Source organism: Caldalkalibacillus mannanilyticus JCM 10596, from assembly GCF_000615945.1.
Classification (GTDB): domain Bacteria; phylum Bacillota; class Bacilli; order Caldalkalibacillales; family JCM-10596; genus Bacillus_AT; species Bacillus_AT mannanilyticus.
This window is the reverse complement of sequence record NZ_BAMO01000015.1, coordinates 13,633-30,951: the sequence shown is the minus strand read 5'-3', so window position 1 is coordinate 30,951 and position 17,319 is coordinate 13,633. Positions and strand designations below refer to the sequence as shown.

Annotated in this window: 16 protein-coding genes and 2 pseudogenes; 9 read left to right on the top strand and 9 right to left on the bottom strand. The window is 38.4% G+C overall.

The window, feature by feature from the left end; genetic code table 11:
- Nucleotides 1-8: 8 nt before the first annotated feature.
- Nucleotides 9-1,075, bottom strand: a pseudogene (locus tag JCM10596_RS24860) (branched-chain amino acid aminotransferase).
- 212 nt (nucleotides 1,076-1,287) lie between these two features.
- Here JCM10596_RS24860 and JCM10596_RS10070 point away from each other — a divergent pair.
- Complete coding sequence (locus JCM10596_RS10070; RefSeq protein ID WP_025027025.1) at nucleotides 1,288-2,097, top strand: YitT family protein; 810 nt, start codon at nucleotides 1,288-1,290, stop codon at nucleotides 2,095-2,097.
- 93 nt (nucleotides 2,098-2,190) lie between these two features.
- Here JCM10596_RS10070 and JCM10596_RS24855 read toward each other — a convergent pair whose 3' ends face one another.
- Nucleotides 2,191-2,550, bottom strand: a complete 360-nt coding sequence (locus tag JCM10596_RS24855; protein WP_025027024.1) for a DUF3889 domain-containing protein — start codon at nucleotides 2,548-2,550, stop codon at nucleotides 2,191-2,193.
- Nucleotides 2,551-2,758: 208 nt separating this feature from the next.
- Between JCM10596_RS24855 and JCM10596_RS10060 the strand changes: the two genes are divergently transcribed.
- From JCM10596_RS10060 to ptsG, 6 genes are all read left to right on the top strand, one after another.
- The gene (locus JCM10596_RS10060) at nucleotides 2,759-3,403 is read left to right on the top strand and encodes an SCO family protein (RefSeq protein WP_025027023.1); all 645 of its coding nucleotides are present in this window, start codon (nucleotides 2,759-2,761) and stop codon (nucleotides 3,401-3,403) included.
- 23 nt (nucleotides 3,404-3,426) lie between these two features.
- Nucleotides 3,427-3,894, top strand: coding sequence for a FixH family protein (locus JCM10596_RS10055; protein ID WP_025027022.1), 468 nt, complete (start codon nucleotides 3,427-3,429; stop codon nucleotides 3,892-3,894).
- Between the two features lie 72 nt (nucleotides 3,895-3,966).
- The gene (locus JCM10596_RS10050) at nucleotides 3,967-5,124 is read left to right on the top strand and encodes a CopD family protein (RefSeq protein WP_025027021.1); all 1,158 of its coding nucleotides are present in this window, start codon (nucleotides 3,967-3,969) and stop codon (nucleotides 5,122-5,124) included.
- Nucleotides 5,051-5,827 carry an exodeoxyribonuclease III gene (locus JCM10596_RS10045; protein ID WP_025027020.1) on the top strand — a complete coding sequence of 259 codons (777 nt, stop codon included), beginning with the start codon at nucleotides 5,051-5,053 and terminating at the stop codon, nucleotides 5,825-5,827. Before JCM10596_RS10050 ends, JCM10596_RS10045 begins: the two co-directional genes overlap by 74 nt.
- The gene (gene glcT, locus JCM10596_RS10040) at nucleotides 5,827-6,669 is read left to right on the top strand and encodes a glucose PTS transporter transcription antiterminator GlcT (protein ID WP_025027019.1); all 843 of its coding nucleotides are present in this window, start codon (nucleotides 5,827-5,829) and stop codon (nucleotides 6,667-6,669) included. Before JCM10596_RS10045 ends, glcT begins: the two co-directional genes overlap by 1 nt.
- 163 nt (nucleotides 6,670-6,832) lie before the next feature.
- Complete coding sequence (ptsG, locus tag JCM10596_RS10035; protein WP_025027018.1) at nucleotides 6,833-8,899, top strand: glucose-specific PTS transporter subunit IIBC; 2,067 nt, start codon at nucleotides 6,833-6,835, stop codon at nucleotides 8,897-8,899.
- Between the two features lie 3 nt (nucleotides 8,900-8,902).
- Here ptsG and JCM10596_RS10030 read toward each other — a convergent pair whose 3' ends face one another.
- Complete coding sequence (locus tag JCM10596_RS10030) at nucleotides 8,903-9,562, bottom strand: 3'-5' exonuclease (protein WP_025027017.1); 660 nt, start codon at nucleotides 9,560-9,562, stop codon at nucleotides 8,903-8,905.
- A gap of 123 nt (nucleotides 9,563-9,685) precedes the next feature.
- Between JCM10596_RS10030 and JCM10596_RS10025 the strand changes: the two genes are divergently transcribed.
- Nucleotides 9,686-10,618 carry a manganese-dependent inorganic pyrophosphatase gene (locus tag JCM10596_RS10025; protein ID WP_025027016.1) on the top strand — a complete coding sequence of 311 codons (933 nt, stop codon included), beginning with the start codon at nucleotides 9,686-9,688 and terminating at the stop codon, nucleotides 10,616-10,618.
- Between the two features lie 150 nt (nucleotides 10,619-10,768).
- Nucleotides 10,769-11,005, top strand: coding sequence for a hypothetical protein (locus JCM10596_RS10020; protein WP_025027015.1), 237 nt, complete (start codon nucleotides 10,769-10,771; stop codon nucleotides 11,003-11,005).
- Nucleotides 11,006-11,186: 181 nt separating this feature from the next.
- On the opposite strand, the gene qoxD is transcribed toward JCM10596_RS10020, so the two are convergent.
- The 6 genes and pseudogenes from qoxD to JCM10596_RS24850 all read right to left on the bottom strand — a co-directional run bounded on the left by qoxD (nucleotide 11,187) and on the right by JCM10596_RS24850 (nucleotide 17,191).
- Complete coding sequence (qoxD, locus tag JCM10596_RS10015; protein ID WP_025027014.1) at nucleotides 11,187-11,489, bottom strand: cytochrome aa3 quinol oxidase subunit IV; 303 nt, start codon at nucleotides 11,487-11,489, stop codon at nucleotides 11,187-11,189.
- A complete protein-coding gene (gene qoxC, locus JCM10596_RS10010) occupies nucleotides 11,490-12,095 on the bottom strand; it encodes a cytochrome aa3 quinol oxidase subunit III (RefSeq protein ID WP_025027013.1) in 606 nt (201 codons plus the stop codon).
- Nucleotides 12,085-14,061 carry a cytochrome aa3 quinol oxidase subunit I gene (qoxB, locus tag JCM10596_RS10005; RefSeq protein ID WP_025027012.1) on the bottom strand — a complete coding sequence of 659 codons (1,977 nt, stop codon included), beginning with the start codon at nucleotides 14,059-14,061 and terminating at the stop codon, nucleotides 12,085-12,087. The genes qoxC and qoxB overlap by 11 nt, the downstream gene beginning before the upstream one ends.
- Nucleotides 14,051-15,082: a cytochrome aa3 quinol oxidase subunit II gene (qoxA, locus tag JCM10596_RS10000; protein ID WP_025027011.1), complete on the bottom strand. Its 1,032-nt coding sequence runs from the start codon at nucleotides 15,080-15,082 to the stop codon at nucleotides 14,051-14,053. The genes qoxB and qoxA overlap by 11 nt, the downstream gene beginning before the upstream one ends.
- Before the next feature lie 311 nt (nucleotides 15,083-15,393).
- A complete protein-coding gene (locus tag JCM10596_RS09995; protein ID WP_025027010.1) occupies nucleotides 15,394-16,086 on the bottom strand; it encodes a hypothetical protein in 693 nt (230 codons plus the stop codon).
- A 90-nt stretch (nucleotides 16,087-16,176) separates the two neighbouring features.
- Nucleotides 16,177-17,191, bottom strand: a pseudogene (locus tag JCM10596_RS24850) (zinc-binding alcohol dehydrogenase family protein).
- Between the last annotated feature and the right edge of the window lie 128 nt (nucleotides 17,192-17,319).

Sequence of the window (17,319 nt, the reverse complement as noted above, 5' to 3'; positions counted from 1 at the left end):
TATGGAAATTAACAAGATACAGTCCAGTTAAAATCATCTGCGATTTTACCATATTGAATGCCGGTGATGGTATCATAAATTTTTTGAGATAAAGGTCCAACGGCTCCTTGGTTAATGACGATTTGTTCTCCGCGATAGTGCAGGGCACCGACAGGAGAGATCACCGCCGCAGTACCGGTTCCGAAGGATTCTTCAAGGCGTCCATCTTTCGAAGCCTCGAAGATTTCATCTATTGATATTTTTCTTTCAATCACGGGAACGTTCCAATGCTTGAGTAGCTGAATTGTCGAAGCTCTAGTAATCCCTTCTAATATGCTTCCATTTAACTGAGGAGTAACCACTTCGCCATTTATTTTGAAAAAGACATTCATGCTTCCAACTTCTTCAATGTATTTTCTTTCAATAGCATCTAGCCACATCACCTGTGAACAGGATTGTTCGCTTGCTTGGATTTGTGCCTTTAGACTAGCAGCGTAATTTCCAGCCGTTTTAGCTAACCCGGTTCCTCCGCGAACGGAGCGAACGTATTCATTTTCTACTAATATACTGATGGGGTTCATTCCTTCCTCATAATAAGCTCCTACTGGGGAAAGGATGATCGCAAATACATATTCATGAGCAGGGCGCACACCTAGGCAAGGCTCAGTTGCAATGACGAAAGGTCGTATATATAATGAACTTCCATCTTGGCTAGGGATCCATTCCTTATCTGTTTCAACCAATTTTTGTACAGCATGAACAAAGAATGTTTCATCAATAGGGGGAATGCTCATTCTTTCGCTGGAAAGGTTAAATCTTTCAGCATTCTTTTGCGGGCGAAACAGAAGTACCTTCTTCTCTGGTGAAAGATAGGCTTTTAGTCCTTCGAAAATAGCTTGCCCGTAATGAAAGACCATAGCTGCTGGATCTAGAGTCAGGGAGAATAAGGAACGATTCTAGGGTCATACCATCCTTTATCTATGGAATAGTTCATTAAAAACATATGATCCGTAAAATGTTTGCCAAAACTAAGTGTAGCTTGGTCTGGCTTGGCTTTTGGACTTTCATTTTTGCTTACTTGGATGTTCATGTTCATTTCAATTTGTTCACTCCTAGAATTAATTTGCAAGATGGTTGAATGTATGGTTTGCGTATTTAGCACTCATTAATCTTAAATAATATATTATCATCATCGGTTGATTCAATAAATACTTAAGGGCATGATTTTGTTGAAAAAAATAATATGAAATGAAAAGAGGATATAGTATGATGGAGAAGCAATATTTTTACGATCTAGGAGTGTGACACATGGTACGGCAGTTACTTGTTACTATAGGAGCATCTGTGTTAGTGGCTTTTGCCTTAAATATGTTTTTACTTCCCCATCAAGTGTTAATTGGAGGAGTAACGGGTATTGGTATGATTATTGGTCTTTTAACAGACCTAAACACAGGCTGGGTCATTTTTGCCCTGAATGTTCCAATTTTTATTTTTGGTATGCTTACATTGGGGAAGCGATTTATTGCGTTAAGTGTGGTTTCTGTTTTTGTGACATCCTTTGCCATGCAGTTTTTTCCTGTACAGGCTGTGACGACAGATCCCATCATTGCGGCAGTGTTTGGCGGGGTGATAGGTGGACTCGCGATTGGAATCATCATTCGTCATGGTGGTTCTACTGGTGGAATGGACATTATCGGCTTAATTATGACTCAGAAGCGTGATTTTCCATTAGGTGCCGTGATCTTTGCCTTAAACGGAATTGTCATCTTCATCTCAGGCTTCTTATTTGATTGGGACTTGGCTCTATATACCTTGGTTTCTATCTTCGTTACTGGAAGAGTCATTGATGCGATCCATACAAAACATATTAAGCTCACGTTAATGATTATTAGTGCTAAGGGTGAAGAGATTAAAGATGAATTACTTTCTAATGTCTATCGAGGAATTACGGTTGTCGATGGTGAAGGAGCCTATTCGAAGGAACAAAGAAAGATCTTATTTACGGTGATTACTCGTTATGAATTATCTGAGATCAAAGAAATGATTCAAAAAATAGATCCTTGTGCGTTTGTTAATATTACTGAAACAGTAGAAGTAATGGGAATGTTTCGAAAGTGAAGGGAAATATAAAAAGCAGAGTCGATGATTATGGTTGTCATCTTGTGGTAGCAACCTATACAGCGATCCTGCTTTTTTTTTGCTTAAAAGCTTTTAACGATTACTTCCTTTTTCTTCATAGCGGACAGAGATCAATTCTTCCGTATCTTTTCTAGATGTTACGTAGACAATGATCTCTTTTTCTTTGCCATTCTCTTTTAACTTTAATTCAAAGGAATCCTCAACTACTGTTGCCGTGGGCTCTTTTCTACCTAAATATTCATAATCTGTTACTTCACTGTCTGGGTAAGCTTGCTTGGTCAATAAAACAGCCATGTTCCCCCATTTCTGATAATCAGGCTGAGCAACGTTTGTTTTTTCAGCGGTGGTTAGCGTAAGTAGTGTAGATGGGGAGGAGAATGGAGCTCCATAGAGGAGGCAAATGGATATAAGCATAGGTAAGATTTTGTACATTGGATCAGCTCCTTTTGTTAAAATAGGAGTAAAAACTCCATCTGATGGAAATCTACTTTATTTTTTACCGTCTGTCCTATTTTATACAAGGGGAACTATGTAATATATGTCACAACTTTGTCACTGAAATAGCCCTACTGAGTCATGTATAAGCTCTCAAGTTTTTATACAATATAACTATCTTTGTTTAGAAAGTGAGTCGATCAGTATGAGTTCGATAGATAATCAAGGGATAAATAACCAGAGAAAGAATATAGGTATGGTTTTAGTTTTGGGACTTGTTCTTGTTGTCGTTGCCATCGTCACGTTTTTCTTCTTGGTATTTGCAACCTCATCTGAACCCTTACCTGTATCCCGCCAAATCCAATCGTTTGAGTTAGAAGAAGCAACAGGAGAAACTTATCAATCGGATAACGGTAAGATCAAACTAGTCAGTTTCCTTCTTCTTAACTGCCCTGATGGAGTGTGTCCGATGACGATGTCAGATTTCTCGGATCTACAAAAAGAGTTAAAAGAAGATGGGCTCTTCGGGAAAGAAGTAGAGCTTGTTGCCATCACGTTTGATCCAGAGCGAGATGATATTCAGAGCTTAAAGGAGTATAGTACCTATTTTGATGCTGATTTAGAGGGATGGAAATTCCTGAGAGGAAGTGAGGAGCAAATAAAAGCCCTGTCCGATGATTTGGGCTATAGTTACTTTGTGGGTGAAGATGGTTCAGCGATGCATGCAACAACCATGTATATCTTGGACGGAAAGCATCAAATTCGTGCCTACCATAAGATGACCACTCGCCATGAGCAAATGAACAAAGAAGCAATTATGAAAGATATTCGACAATTAGTTAAAGAATAATGAGATAAGGAGATACGAATAAAATGAAAAAAAGAATTTTCCTCCTTTTCATCTCTACTTTGTGCCTGATTCTGCTTGTTGCGTGCCAGAATGAGAAAAAGCTGGAACCGCCTCATCAAGGCTCGATTATCATGGTTGATTTCGGGACGAATCCAAAAGAGGATATTTATGTGAATGACTCAGTAGAAGTATTTGTTACAGTGACGCAGGATGGTGAACCAGTCGTAGATGCTGAAGAGGTTACCTTTGAGATATGGCATGAAAAAGAGGAGATCATTGAACAGGATGAACACCAAGAGAACCATCATAAAAGCATGGAGGAGTATACCACGGATCATGATATGATCGAGGCCCCTATGAAAGAGGCGGGTCTGTATTCCATTCACTATTCGTTTGAAGAAGAAGGGACTTATTATGTGATGTACCATGTGACAGCAAGAGGGTTTCATACGATGAAAAAGTACGAGTTGCAGGTAAAGAAGCCTCAGTAACAGAAGGGTAAATAGGAAGTATGTATTGGAGGAGCCGCACTTAGTTTGCGGTTTTTCCATTGGAGGTGAAGAATGAAAAAGCCCATTTTCTATGGTAGTATTTTTTTGCTTTTTTTAATAAGTTATGTTGTTTTTCCTGGAAAAATAGATGCTTATGGAACCTATCTTAGAACGATTGAGTTACTTGTCTTAATTAGTATTTGTGGCTCTTATTTCTTCAAGTTATTGATTCTGAGTGATATGAAAGAATCTGACGAGAACTATCATTATTTTTTTTCGAGAGAAGTAGAACGAAACATGTATGCTGTTGGCTTCTTCATTTTCCTTCTTACAGGGATTGGACAGATCTTATCCAGACTAATGCAGTTGACGGTAGTAGGATCAGAAGCGTTTTGGAATGCGGGTTGGATCATGATCACTTCAATGAATATAGGGATCGTGAGTTGGGTACAGCCCTTACTGTTACTCGTGCTTTATCTTCAGACATTTTATAGAAAACATAAATGGTTTCTAAAATCCTTTCTTTTTATTGCCTTACTGTATACTTTTGCATGGAGTAGTCACGCTGTACACCATCATTTGCTGATCTCGCATACGATTCACCTTTCCGTGATTTCCATCTGGTTTGGAGGATTAATTGGATTTATTATGTATTCCTTTCAAGTGCCGAAAAAGAAGAGTGTTCTCAAATTTATTGTTGAAAAACTGCAATTATTTTCTCAAATAGCGATATGTTCTATTGTGTTTATCCTTTTTTCGGGAATGATTCTGGGAGTGGTCTACTTAGAATCTTGGAATCATCTGTTTGAGTCAAATTATGGCTTGACATTATTGTGGAAAATGGTCATATTTAGTCCTATATTACTCATTGCTGTTTTTCACAAGTATGTATGGCTTCCGAAGTTAATATCCATGGATATCGTCGAAGGAGAAACACCGGAAAGAAACTCGACAATTGTTCGGTTATTTTGGGGTCTAAGAATCGAGTTGATACTCGCAATTATTGTTTTGATCCTTGCTGGGTTTCTTTCTTCCACTTCACTACCTGAGAAGGAAAATCATCAGCACAATTCACACCATGGAACAGGAATCATGAACATCAATGTTGAAAAATATGAGCTAGCAGATTCCATTGAAGCAAGGAGAACAAAATCTTATGAAACTAATTTCTTGGAATGTGAACGGTCTAAGAGCTTGTGTAACCAAAGGATTTTCAGACTTTTTTCGTGAAATTGACGCAGATATTTTTTGTGTTCAAGAAACGAAGTTACAAGAAGGTCAAATTGAATTAGAAACAGACGGGTATTTTCAATATTGGAATTACGCAGTGAAAAAAGGGTATTCAGGTACAGCGGTTTTTACTAAACGTGAACCTCTCTCAGTCAGATATGGAATAGGGAGCGAAGAGTACGACAGGGAAGGAAGGGTGATTACCCTTGAGTTCAATGATTTCTTCCTTGTCACTGTATATACACCTAATGCCCAGAGAGATTTAGCAAGACTTGAGTATAGACTGACATGGGAGGATCTCTTTCGTTCCTATCTCATAGAGCTTGATCAAATAAAGCCGGTTATTATTTGTGGAGATCTGAATGTAGCGCATCAGGAGATTGATTTGAAAAACCCAAAATCAAATCGAAAAAATTCTGGGTTTACAGAGGAAGAGCGAGGCAAGATGACAGAATGGCTTGAATCAGGATTTGTAGATTCCTACCGTTATTTTTATCCTGAACAAGAAGGAGCATATACATGGTGGTCCTATATGGCTAAGGTAAGAGAAAGAAATATCGGCTGGAGAATCGATTATTTTATTGTTTCTGAAAGACTCGTCGGTTCTTTACAGGAATCCTTGATATTCACTGACGTAATGGGAAGTGATCATTGTCCTGTGGGCTTGGAGATCAAAGAGTCTAATCAAGGAGTAGAAAAGTAATGGAAACGTATACGGTGGTTAAAGCCCTAAACAACAATGTTATTATTGCTCATCATCCAACGTATCAGGAAGTTGTTCTTATTGGTAAAGGAATAGGATTTGAGAAAAAGAAAAATGATCAGATTGAATCAGCTATTATTGAAAAATTATTTATTCTTAAGGATGAGCATGAACAATCTAATTATAAAAAGCTTCTTGATCATATTGATGAAGGCTTTATAGAAACGATGAATGATCTGATCTTCTATATTCAAAGCAAGATACCTACTCGCTTGAATGAACATATTCATTTAGCTCTTACAGATCATATTGCTTTTGCTCTGCGGCGCATGGAGCAAGGGTTAGATATCAAAAATCCATTCATTGTAGAAACGAAAGCGTTATATCCACTAGAATATCGAATCGCCAAAGAGGTTACGGAAATCTTGAATCAGAAGCTTGCTGTATCACTACCTGAAGGGGAGGTAGGATTTATCGCTTTGCATATTCATAGTGCCATTACGAGCAAAAGAATTTCAGAGGTCAATCTACATTCTCAATTGATTAGTAAGCTCATTGATCTTATCGAGCAAACCCTTTTCATTGTGATTGATCCAGATAGTATTCATTATCTTCGACTGATACGGCATCTTCAACATGCCATAGAACGGGTTATTGCAGGGGAGGAAGTGGAAGAGCCACACATGTTAACTGAGGTCTTGCGAGAAGAATATCCTCTATGCTATAATCTTTCTTGGAAGCTTATTAAAATAATGCAGCAAACGTTAAAGAAGCCTGTTTGCCACGCAGAAGCATGTTATCTGACGATGCATTTGCAAAGGCTTACTAAAAAAATAAAATAATCAAGAATCATTTTTTTCGTGTTACTGATTCGATCAGGCATGAGGGGAAAGTGATTGAATAATGCATGATTTTCGTTTTTTTTGTGCATCATTCAGTCATAGACTTCTCATGCCTTTTTATTTTGCTTGCTGCATACTACAATTGATGAAGGAGGAAAAAATAATGTTTAAACAAGCTTTTGGAGTGTTACAAAAAGTAGGAAAAGCATTAATGCTACCTGTAGCTATTCTACCAGCTGCCGGATTATTGCTGGCGATTGGAAATGCGATGCAAAATCCTAACCTAGTATCTAGAATTGCTGCGCTAGAAGCGGGTTGGCTTCAACTTGTGGCTCAAGTGATGGAGCAATCTGGCGGGATTGTCTTTGCTAATCTTGCCTTGTTATTTGCGGTAGGGGTTGCTGTAGGATTGGCAAAAGGTGACGGTGTAGCGGGACTTGCGGCTATCATCGGGTTCTTGGTAATGAATGTAACCATGGGAGTTTTACTGGGAGTTAGGGTAGAGGATCTAGCCAATGACCCAGCCTACGCCAGTATCTTAGGGATACCCACTTTGCAGACGGGGGTATTCGGCGGGATTATCATAGGGATACTTGCCGCTTACATGTATAATCGGTTTTATACCATTGAGCTTCCTTCTTACTTAGGTTTTTTTGCAGGGAAGCGCTTTGTACCCATTATCACCGCTGTAAGCGCATTAGGTCTTGGTATTGTTATGATTTTCATTTGGCCGCCAATTCAGCATGGATTAAATGTGTTCTCGCACAGTATGATTGATGCGAATCGTACAACGGCTGCCTTTATTTTTGGTGTTATTGAAAGAGCATTGATTCCTTTTGGTTTACATCATATTTTCTACGCACCGTTCTGGTTTGAATTTGGTTCGTATACCAATGCTGCTGGAGAGATTGTACGTGGAGATCAACGTATGTTCTTCGAACAGGTTAAGGATGGAGTAGAATTAACAGCGGGTACTTTCATGACAGGTAAATTCCCATTTATGATGTTTGGTTTACCAGCTGCTGCTTTAGCCATTTATCATTGTGCCAGACGTGATCAGAAGAAATTAGTTGCAGGAATTATGGGCTCTGCAGCATTAACTTCCTTTTTAACAGGAATTACTGAGCCAATCGAATTCTCTTTCTTATTCGTTGCTCCTGCTCTCTTCGTGATTCATACTATTTTCGCTGGATTATCCTTTATGATCATGGATATTTTAAACGTTAAAATTGGAATGACCTTCTCCGGAGGGGTTATTGACTTCTTATTATTTGGAGTGCTGCCAAATCGAACAGATTGGTGGTTAGTGATCCCGGTTGGTCTAGTTTTCGCTGTCATTTATTACTTTGGCTTCCGTTTTGCCATAACGAAATGGAACCTAATGACCCCAGGTCGAGAGAAAGTGACGGAAGAAGAGGGGAATGCCAAGCCACAAGCAGGAAATTTAGCTTTTGAAGTTCTAGCGGCTATGGGCGGAAAAGAGAACATCTCTTATTTAGATGCATGTATCACTCGCTTAAGAGTTTCAGTCAATGATAGTAAAAAGGTAGACAAAGAACGCCTGAAGAAGCTTGGAGCGGCAGGAGTCCTTGAGGTTGGAAATAATATTCAAGCTATTTTTGGACCTAAATCAGATACGTTAAAAGGACAAATGAAAGACATCATGGATGGAAAGAGTCCAGCTGCACATCCAGTTTCACCGGAGCAAGAAGTGAGAGAGCAGATAGAAGATGTGGTTCCAGATGCTTTAGAAAACAAGCTAAAAGGTCAAGAATCCTTCGTGATGCCGATTGAGGGAGAACTTCTTCCAATAAGTGAAGTGCCAGACCAAATCTTTTCGGAAAAAATGATGGGGGATGGATTTGCTATTCTTCCAAAAGACGGAAAAGTTGTTTCCCCAGTAGACGGTAAGATTGTCAATTTATTTCCGACAAAGCATGCGATAGGTATTGAATCGAAAAATGGCTTTGAGATCCTGATTCATGTAGGTATTGATACTGTAAAGCTAAAAGGAGAAGGATTCGAAGCTCTAGTCAGCCAAGGTGATGAAGTGAAAAAAGGGCAGCCATTGTTGAACGTAGATCTTGAATACGTGAAAAAGAATGCCCCTTCGATCATGACTCCTATTGTCTTCACTAATTTATCTGAAGGACAACATATTCAAATAGTAAAGCAAGGATTTAGAAAACTTAAGGAAGAAAATGTAATCAAAATTTCTGAATCTAAGTAAAGATCAATCCTTTGATATTTTCACTTTTTTGTTTGATTTTGACAAGAGGTTAGGGTTTCTAGAATGGGACCTTGACCTCTTTTGTTTTTGAGTAAAGTGAGATTTTTCTTTTTCTGAAAGCTGGTTATATTGAAGCTCCAATTGATCAATGAATTTCAGGAGTAACTCTCCTGTGTTGATGGCATCGTCTATACCTCTATGTGCTTTTCCAATGGGGTTGATTCCTGTTAGAGCTAAAGCTGTTTTTAACCCTAATTGATTCCGATTATTTTTGTCTATGATTTTCCCGATAGAATGTTGAATGTCATTATAATTCATGAACCAGTCAAGCTTGATTTTATTACGAGTACATTGGTCAATGAGATGGATTTTATCATCCTTACCCCATGAGCAGAGAAAGTAATCTGCCCCAATCCACTCGATAAATTGTTTCATAGCCTTGGCAAAGGGAATGATTTTTTTTGTGTCTTCTTTTTTCATGTTGATAAATTTTCTAGTGCTTTTACCAATATAGCCACTTTTGGGGGAGATATAGACTTGAAATTGATCCGTGATTTTTTGACTTTTCAGATCTATTTTACATGCCCCAATCTCTACAATTTCACTTAGCTGTCCTTTTTTATAACGCTTTACTAGTTCTAAGTCATATACAATAGCATTCAAAAAAATTCATCCCTTCTAACAATTTAAAGATCAACAAAAATATGATAAAATATGGTTTGGGTAAAGAATATACCAAAAACGGTAGCAACGTCAAAATATTAAGATGGATAGGAGAAGTAAATAATGGAAAAAGTTCTTGTTTTCGGTCATAAAAATCCAGATACTGATACCATTTGTTCCGCGATTGTCTATGCAGAATTAAAAAAACAGCTTGGTTTAGAGGCTGAGCCTGTTCGTTTAGGACAGATCAATGGTGAAACCCAATTTGTGTTAGATTATTTTAAGGTAGCACTACCTCGATTGGTTGAAACAGTAGCTAATGAAGTGAACAGTGTCATTCTGGTAGACCACAATGAGCGTCAACAAAGTGTGGAAGATATCGATAAGGTGCGAGTAGTAGAAGTTATCGATCACCACCGAATTGCTAATTTTGAAACAAGTGATCCTTTATATTATCGTGCAGAGCCTGTGGGTTGTACGACAACTATTTTAAATAAATTATATAAAGAGAATGGGGTTAAGGTATCAAAGGAGATGGCGGGCTTAATGTTATCCGCGATTATTTCCGATACCCTCCTTTTTAAATCACCAACATGTACAGCACAAGATGTAGCGGCTGCTAAGGAACTTGCAGAAATCGCAGGGGTTGATGCGAATAGCTATGGATTAGAGATGTTAAAGGCTGGGGCAGATCTAAGCGATAAATCTATCGAAGAATTAATTTCTTTAGACTCTAAAGAGTTTCCAATGGGAAGCTATAAAGTAGAGATTGCTCAGGTCAATGCTGTGGATACGAACGATGTTATTTCTCGTCAACAGGAATTAGAGAACGCATTAACTCAACGTATCGCTGAGAAGAATTTAGACTTATTCTTATTAGTTGTAACAGATATATTAAATAATGATTCAGTCGGTTTAGCTTTAGGTAATCAATCAAAAGCGGTAGAGCAGGCTTTTAACGTAACCCTTGTTGATAACAAGGCTGTACTTAAAGGGGTAGTATCTCGTAAAAAACAAATTGTTCCTCCTTTAACAGATACATTAAGCAAAATGTAAAGAATGAAGAGTAGAATAGAGCAGCCTCAATAATAAGAGGCTGTTTTTTTGTTGGAAAAATAGGAAATAGTGACATAAGGAGATTCTGTGAAAAATATTTGACAATAATGTGAACGGGAGTATATGATAATAGCAAAGGGGATGATAAGAATGGACGCAAAGCGTGTGAAACCATTGCTGCTAATAAAAACGATTACGACAATCGGGTTAATGATAGGTTTTGTTATTTCGATGCTGGGCTTGTTTGAAAGCGGTCTCAGAATGGAGTATATGCTGTCCATTGGAATGAGCTTTATGGTATCCTCCATGCTGTTATTCGGGTTTGGCATGTTTATCCCGCTAATGGAAGAAGTAAGTGAAGAGAAAGAAGCGATTAGAGAGAAATAGTCATAGATAAAAGCAAAAAAAGTATAAATACAAGGAACGAGATAAATAAAAAAAACCGACCTTTTGATGAAAAATTCATTTTATCAAGGTCGGTTTTTATCATGTTCTAACCATCAGGTGGAGTAAAAACTCCATCTGATGGAAGTCTACTTTATTGATGAATTTTTTTGTTGTCGAGATTTTAATGATTGTGCATTCCAAAGGACATAACCCAAATCGTACCGACAACAATGATCAAAGCGCAAAAGACTCCATACACAATATTGATAACCTGTGCTTTACCATCTTCACCCTCAGTAACATGCATGAACATAAAGAGCTGTAAAGCGGCTTGAACGACTGCTAGGGAACCTATAATCCACATGACCACATGAAAGGATAACGAGGTTTTTAACGCTATACCAGCCGCTGCAAAAGTAAGGATAAGGGATAATAAGAAGCCATAAACCTGACTCATTGGAAAACGATTTGTATTTTTCTCCATTTATAACACCATCCCTTTTAAATAAACAAATGTGAAGATAAAAATCCAAACAACATCAAGAAAGTGCCAGTATAATCCAATAATAAATATTTTACGAGCGGTTACTGGAGTTAATCCTCTTTTGAGCAGCTGCATAATGATGATGATCGCCCAGCCAATTCCTAGGGCTACGTGAGCACCATGTGTCCCTAATAGGACAAAGAAGCTAGAAAGAAAAGCACTGGTTTGCATCGTAGCTCCTTCATGAACATAATGAATAAACTCATTTATTTCCATGTAGAGAAAGCCAGCTCCAAGAGCTAAGGTAATAATTAACCAGGTTAATAACCCCTTCACATTATTTCGACGCATTTCAAAAATAGCAATCCCACATGTAAAACTACTTGTTAAGAGCAGAACGGTTTGAATTAAGACATCCTTCATGACGATAATGTCTTGATGAGTAGGGCCGCCAGCATAACGTTCTGCTAAGACGGCGTATACTCCAAAAAGCGTGGCAAACAATACAATTTCTGCGCCAAGGAAAATCCAAAATCCGAAAATATTTAAACGACTTTGTTCCGTCTGATATTCCAAAGGTAAGGATGTATCTACTTTACTTGCCATAGGAATGCACCTCTCCCTCTTTATTTCTCCATGAGCGTTCTGTGTCGATAATTTCATCAGTATGGATATGGTAGCCTTCGTCATAATCAAATGAACGATAGATCAATCCAGCTATGATGCTAAGGGAGGCAATAGCTGCTGCTAGATGCCATTCAAAGACCAGAAGGAATCCGACAATACCAAAGGCAACGCACATAATGAAAGGCTGACCAGAGTTGCTAGGCATATGAATTTCTTCAATATCCTTGTCTGAGATGTTTAATCCTTTGTTGTTTTTCTTCATGTTCCAGAAGGCATCATGTGAATTCACCTCAGGTACAACGGCAAAGTTATAATATTGAACTGGAGTAGCCGTAGACCATTCAAGTGTTCTAGCTCCCCATGGGTCACTAGGAATATTTCGATCTGCATAGCGTAAGCTCCAATAGATGTTATAGCAGAAAGCCGCAAATCCTAAAGCTAGAATAATGGACCCAATGGCTGAAACAAGGAATAATGGAGCAAATCCTGACTCAACCGAGAAGGTGTAGGAGCGTCTAACGGCACCACTTAAGCCTAAGAAAAACATAGGGAAGAAAGTGAGATTGAAGCCGATGACAAACAACCAGAAATGATACTTACCGATTTTTTCATTTAACATGTGACCGAACATTTTAGGCCACCAATAATACAGACCTGCAAAGACGGCAAAAACGACACCAGGAATCAGAACATAGTGGAAGTGAGCAACCAAGAATAGCGTATTATGATACTGATAATCTGCCGCTCCCATAGCAAGCATGACACCAGTCACCCCACCAATAACAAAACAAGGAATGAAGGCAAGTGCCCAAAGCATAGCTGTGGTCATTCGTATGTGTCCTTTGCGCATCGTAAACAACCAGTTGAAAATCTTAACCCCAGTAGGTACAGCGATGAGCATGGTCGTAATGGAGAAAAACGAATTCACCGCAGGACCAGCCCCCATTGTATAGAAATGGTGCACCCAGACAACCATACTGAAGAGGGCGATACCAAGGATAGAGTAAACCATGGACTTATATCCATATAAGTTCTTTCTAGAAAACGTAGCGATAACTTCTGAGAAGATTCCAAAAGCAGGTAAAGCCACAATATACACTTCAGGGTGTCCCCATAACCAGAAGAGGTTAGCCCAGAGCATATCTAATCCCCCACCAGAAACGGTGAAGAAATGTGTTCCAAAGAGTCGGTCAAATGTCATAAGACCTAAAGCTACTGTAAAGATAGGGAAGGCTGCCACAATAATCACAGATGTGATCAGTGTTGTCCAAGTGAACATTGGCATTAGCATAAGAGTCATGCCTTTTGTTCTCATTTTCAAGATAGTGACGATAAAATTAATCCCCGTCATGAGTGTACCAATACCAGCAATCTGCAAGGCGATCGCATAGTAATTATTTCCTATACCTGGACTATACTCTTTCCCAGCGAGAGGGAAGTAGGAAGTCCATCCTGCATCAGGTGATCCTCCGATTACAAAGGAGATGTTGAAAAGCATCGCGCCGCTAAAGAATAGCCAAAAGCTTAAGGCATTTAATTGAGGAAAAGCGACATCTCTTGCTCCAATTTGTAAAGGAATGATGACGTTCATCAAACCGATAAGAAAAGGCATGGCCATAAATAAGATCATAATAACGCCATGAGTTGTAAATATTTCATTATAGTGTTGTGCATCTAAAAATTGCATTTCAGGTCTAGAGGTCTGGACTTTCATCAATAATCCATCCATGCCTCCACGGAAAAACATGAGTACGGCAGCAATAATATACATAATTCCAATTCGTTTATGATCAACAGTTGTGAGCCATTCTCTCCACAACCATTTCCATTTTTTATAATAGGTTAAACCAGCGATAATACCAAGCGATGTTAGCGCAATGGCAATTTGAGATCCAAGAATTAATGGATCACCGGTAATAAAAAACTCGTTCCAATTAATGCCCATTATGCTCACCTCCAGGTGCATTTTCCTTCTTCATTTGTTCATGCTGACCATGATTGTTATGTTGGTTTAGTCGTTCATTTTGTCGTTCAATAAGTTCAAGCCACTCTTCTTTGTTGCGATAGTTATCAGGCTTGTCGAAGATTCTTCCTTGGTATCCATGTCCTCGATATAGTTCAGGATGAGTATAGGTAGGAGAATAAAGTTCAGCATGATTGACCCATTCTAAATGCGTATTAGAAAAAGTAAGTCGACCCAGGTGAGTAGGTTTCAGTATTTCTTCATACTTTTCTTCGGTCAGCTTAGGAGCTGATTCCTGTACCTCGTTGACCCATTTCTCGTAATCCTTTGGACTTAGAGCAAGCACTTCAAATTGCATGTCAGCATATCCACGCCCATTGAAGTTTGTGTTTCTTCCTTCATATGAACCAGGGTAATCAGCGATGAGATACATTTGAGTTTCCATTTTTGCCATTGTGTACTTTTGTCCTCCTAAAGCCGGAACCCAAAAGGATTGCATTGTCGTTGCTGATGTTAATTTGAAATCAATAGGTGTGCCAATAGGAATATTAACATAATTGACAGTTTCAATTCCCTCTTCAGGATAACTGAAGATCCATTTCCAATCGGCAGAGGTGACGTGGATAGTGACTGGCTTGACATCCTCATACCCTTTTGGAATTTCCTCTAATTCATATAACGTTTTTACTGTGGGAATCGTTAGAGCAATGACAATGAGAATTGGAATTCCCGTCCATAGAATCTCTAAAAAGACACTGCCGTGTTCTTCAGGTGGCTCGTAATCTTTATTTTCGGGTTTTTCTCTATATTTCCACACAATATAAGCAAATAATGCAAATACCACAACAACGACAAGCAGCATCCAAATGAGTGACCAGTTAATGAGATCAAGAATGTTTTGGGCTACAGGTCCTTGAGGGTTGAAGACAACCATATTGTTCTGACAACCTGAAAGCAGAAAAATAAACAATAAGCTTGCCAATGAAACCACCATTTTTTTCATTTTCATTAAGTATCAACTCCTTCTGTAGAAAAAAAAGAGGGAAAGTGAGCTCAACTTTCACACTTTGTTCATATGTTCACAATCTAGATAAAAAAAACAAGATAGTGAACAAGATCACATCTTCAACTATAAATTGATGGTATCATAGAAAGGTTGAAAAAGCGGTGTCGGAAAATTGAATAAGCGGTGACAAAAATAGTAAGGAAATATATGACAAAGAAAGTCCTTTATTATCAGTAAATAAAGGACTTTCTTGTATAAAATGGATAAAGATTGAGCCAAGCTATTTTATCCAAACTATATAAATTGGTTTAATGGTGATGGAGTTCATCCATCAAATCCATATTGTCCTCAATAAGATCAACGATGGTACCTGCTTCTTCTCGATTGAAGAAAAAGTTGGTTTCTTCTTCCATCATGACATTTCGATCTGTGATCATTCGATTCACTCGTCTTAAGACACCATCACCTGTTTCTTGAACGATTCCAAATTGGTAAGCAATTTCTGCTTCTCCTTCAATTTCAAAAGCAGTGACCTCAGGTGTTGTCCACTCTACACGAATTTCTTGTTCACCATATTCATCGTCCGTTTCCTCTAAGGCATATGTTTCCTCATCGTCCTCTTCAATTAAAATATAATCTTCATCCCCATCTTCGTCCTCAAATAAAATATAATCATCTTCTTCATTTACATCGTTCATAAAGTCGTGGAATGTTTCGTGAACAGCATCTATAATATCTTCCATGTCTGGGAGGAGTGTTCTAGAGGTTTGTTCAAGAACCAGATCAAATTCCTCCATATAAAATTCTTCATTATATGGATCAAAGTAAAGAGTACAAAAAACCTCTCTTTCCTCATCTTCCGTTTCCACAAAAAAATCAACTTTTGGATGCTTAGAGGCCCTGTTAATGGAGATATGACCGATTTCGTCATATTTTTCACATATCGATTCTAAATAATCTTGAAGTTCCCCACAAACTCGGTCAAACCATTCTAATGACATATCATTTCCTCCTTAAGAATATCTTTTTTCACTCTTAGTATTTCTTAAAAAGAAGGGATCAGTAAGGCAATTTGTGGGGACATCCGCAGATTAAAAATTTTCAAGAACGACTTTGCCCATCATTTTTCCACTTTCGAGAATTTGGTGTGCTTCCTTTACGTTCTTGGCATTAATCTTCTCAATACGTTTCGTTAAGGTCGTTTGAATGATCCCTTGATCCACGAGAGTGCTTATGTTTTGAAGAAGGTGATGCTGCTTCAACATATCCTGCGTTTGGAATAAAGATCGAGTAAACATCATTTCCCAAGTGAAAGACACACTTTTACTAAATAATAATCGCAAGTTTACAGGCTTTTCAGTCTCCACAATGGAGCTGATTTTCCCTTGAGGCTTAATGGCATCTGCCATGTTTTCCCAATGTTGATCGGTGGAATTTAGACATAAAATAGCGTCGATTTGATCAAGACCTAATTCTGAAAGCTGAGATGTAAAAGGATGGTAATGATTAATGACATAATCAGCCCCATTTGATTTGACCCAGTCAATCGTTTCGGCGCGTGACGCTGTGCCCACTACGGTTAAACCGGCATACTTGGCTAATTGAGTAGCTATAGACCTACTCCTCCGGCAGCACCGATAATAAGGATTGACTTCCCTTGATTTAGTTCCTTATCAAGAGGAAGGGATAGGCGGTCAAATAATGCCTCCCAAGCCGTGATAGCTGTTAGTGGAAGGGCAGCAGCTTCTGCAAAATCTAATGAAGCAGGCTTCTTTCCAACAATTCTTTCATCAACAAGATGGTACTCACTATTTCCACCTTGCGGTCAATAGCGCCAGCATAAAAAACTTCATCTCCTACTTGAAAGAGAGAAACTTCTTCTCCCACTTCTTCGACGATCCCAGCAACATCCCAGCCAAGAATTTTTGGCGTTTCTTCGATCGCTTCCTTTGGTGAGCGAACTTTTGTATCAACTGGATTGACTGAAATCGCCTTGACTCTAACTAGAAGATCTTTTCCCTTTGCTTTTGGCTTTGGAATCTCCAGATCAAGTAAGCTTTCTGGCTGATCAATCGGTAAATATTTGTATAGACCTACTGCTTTCATCGTTTCTCTCATGGTTTCTTTCATTTTTAATCCTCTCCTTAGAAAATTGAATATAACTTGCTTGTAAATTTATTCTATAGGCTTATAATGTTTAATAAAAGTACGCACATAAATGTAATATAGTATCA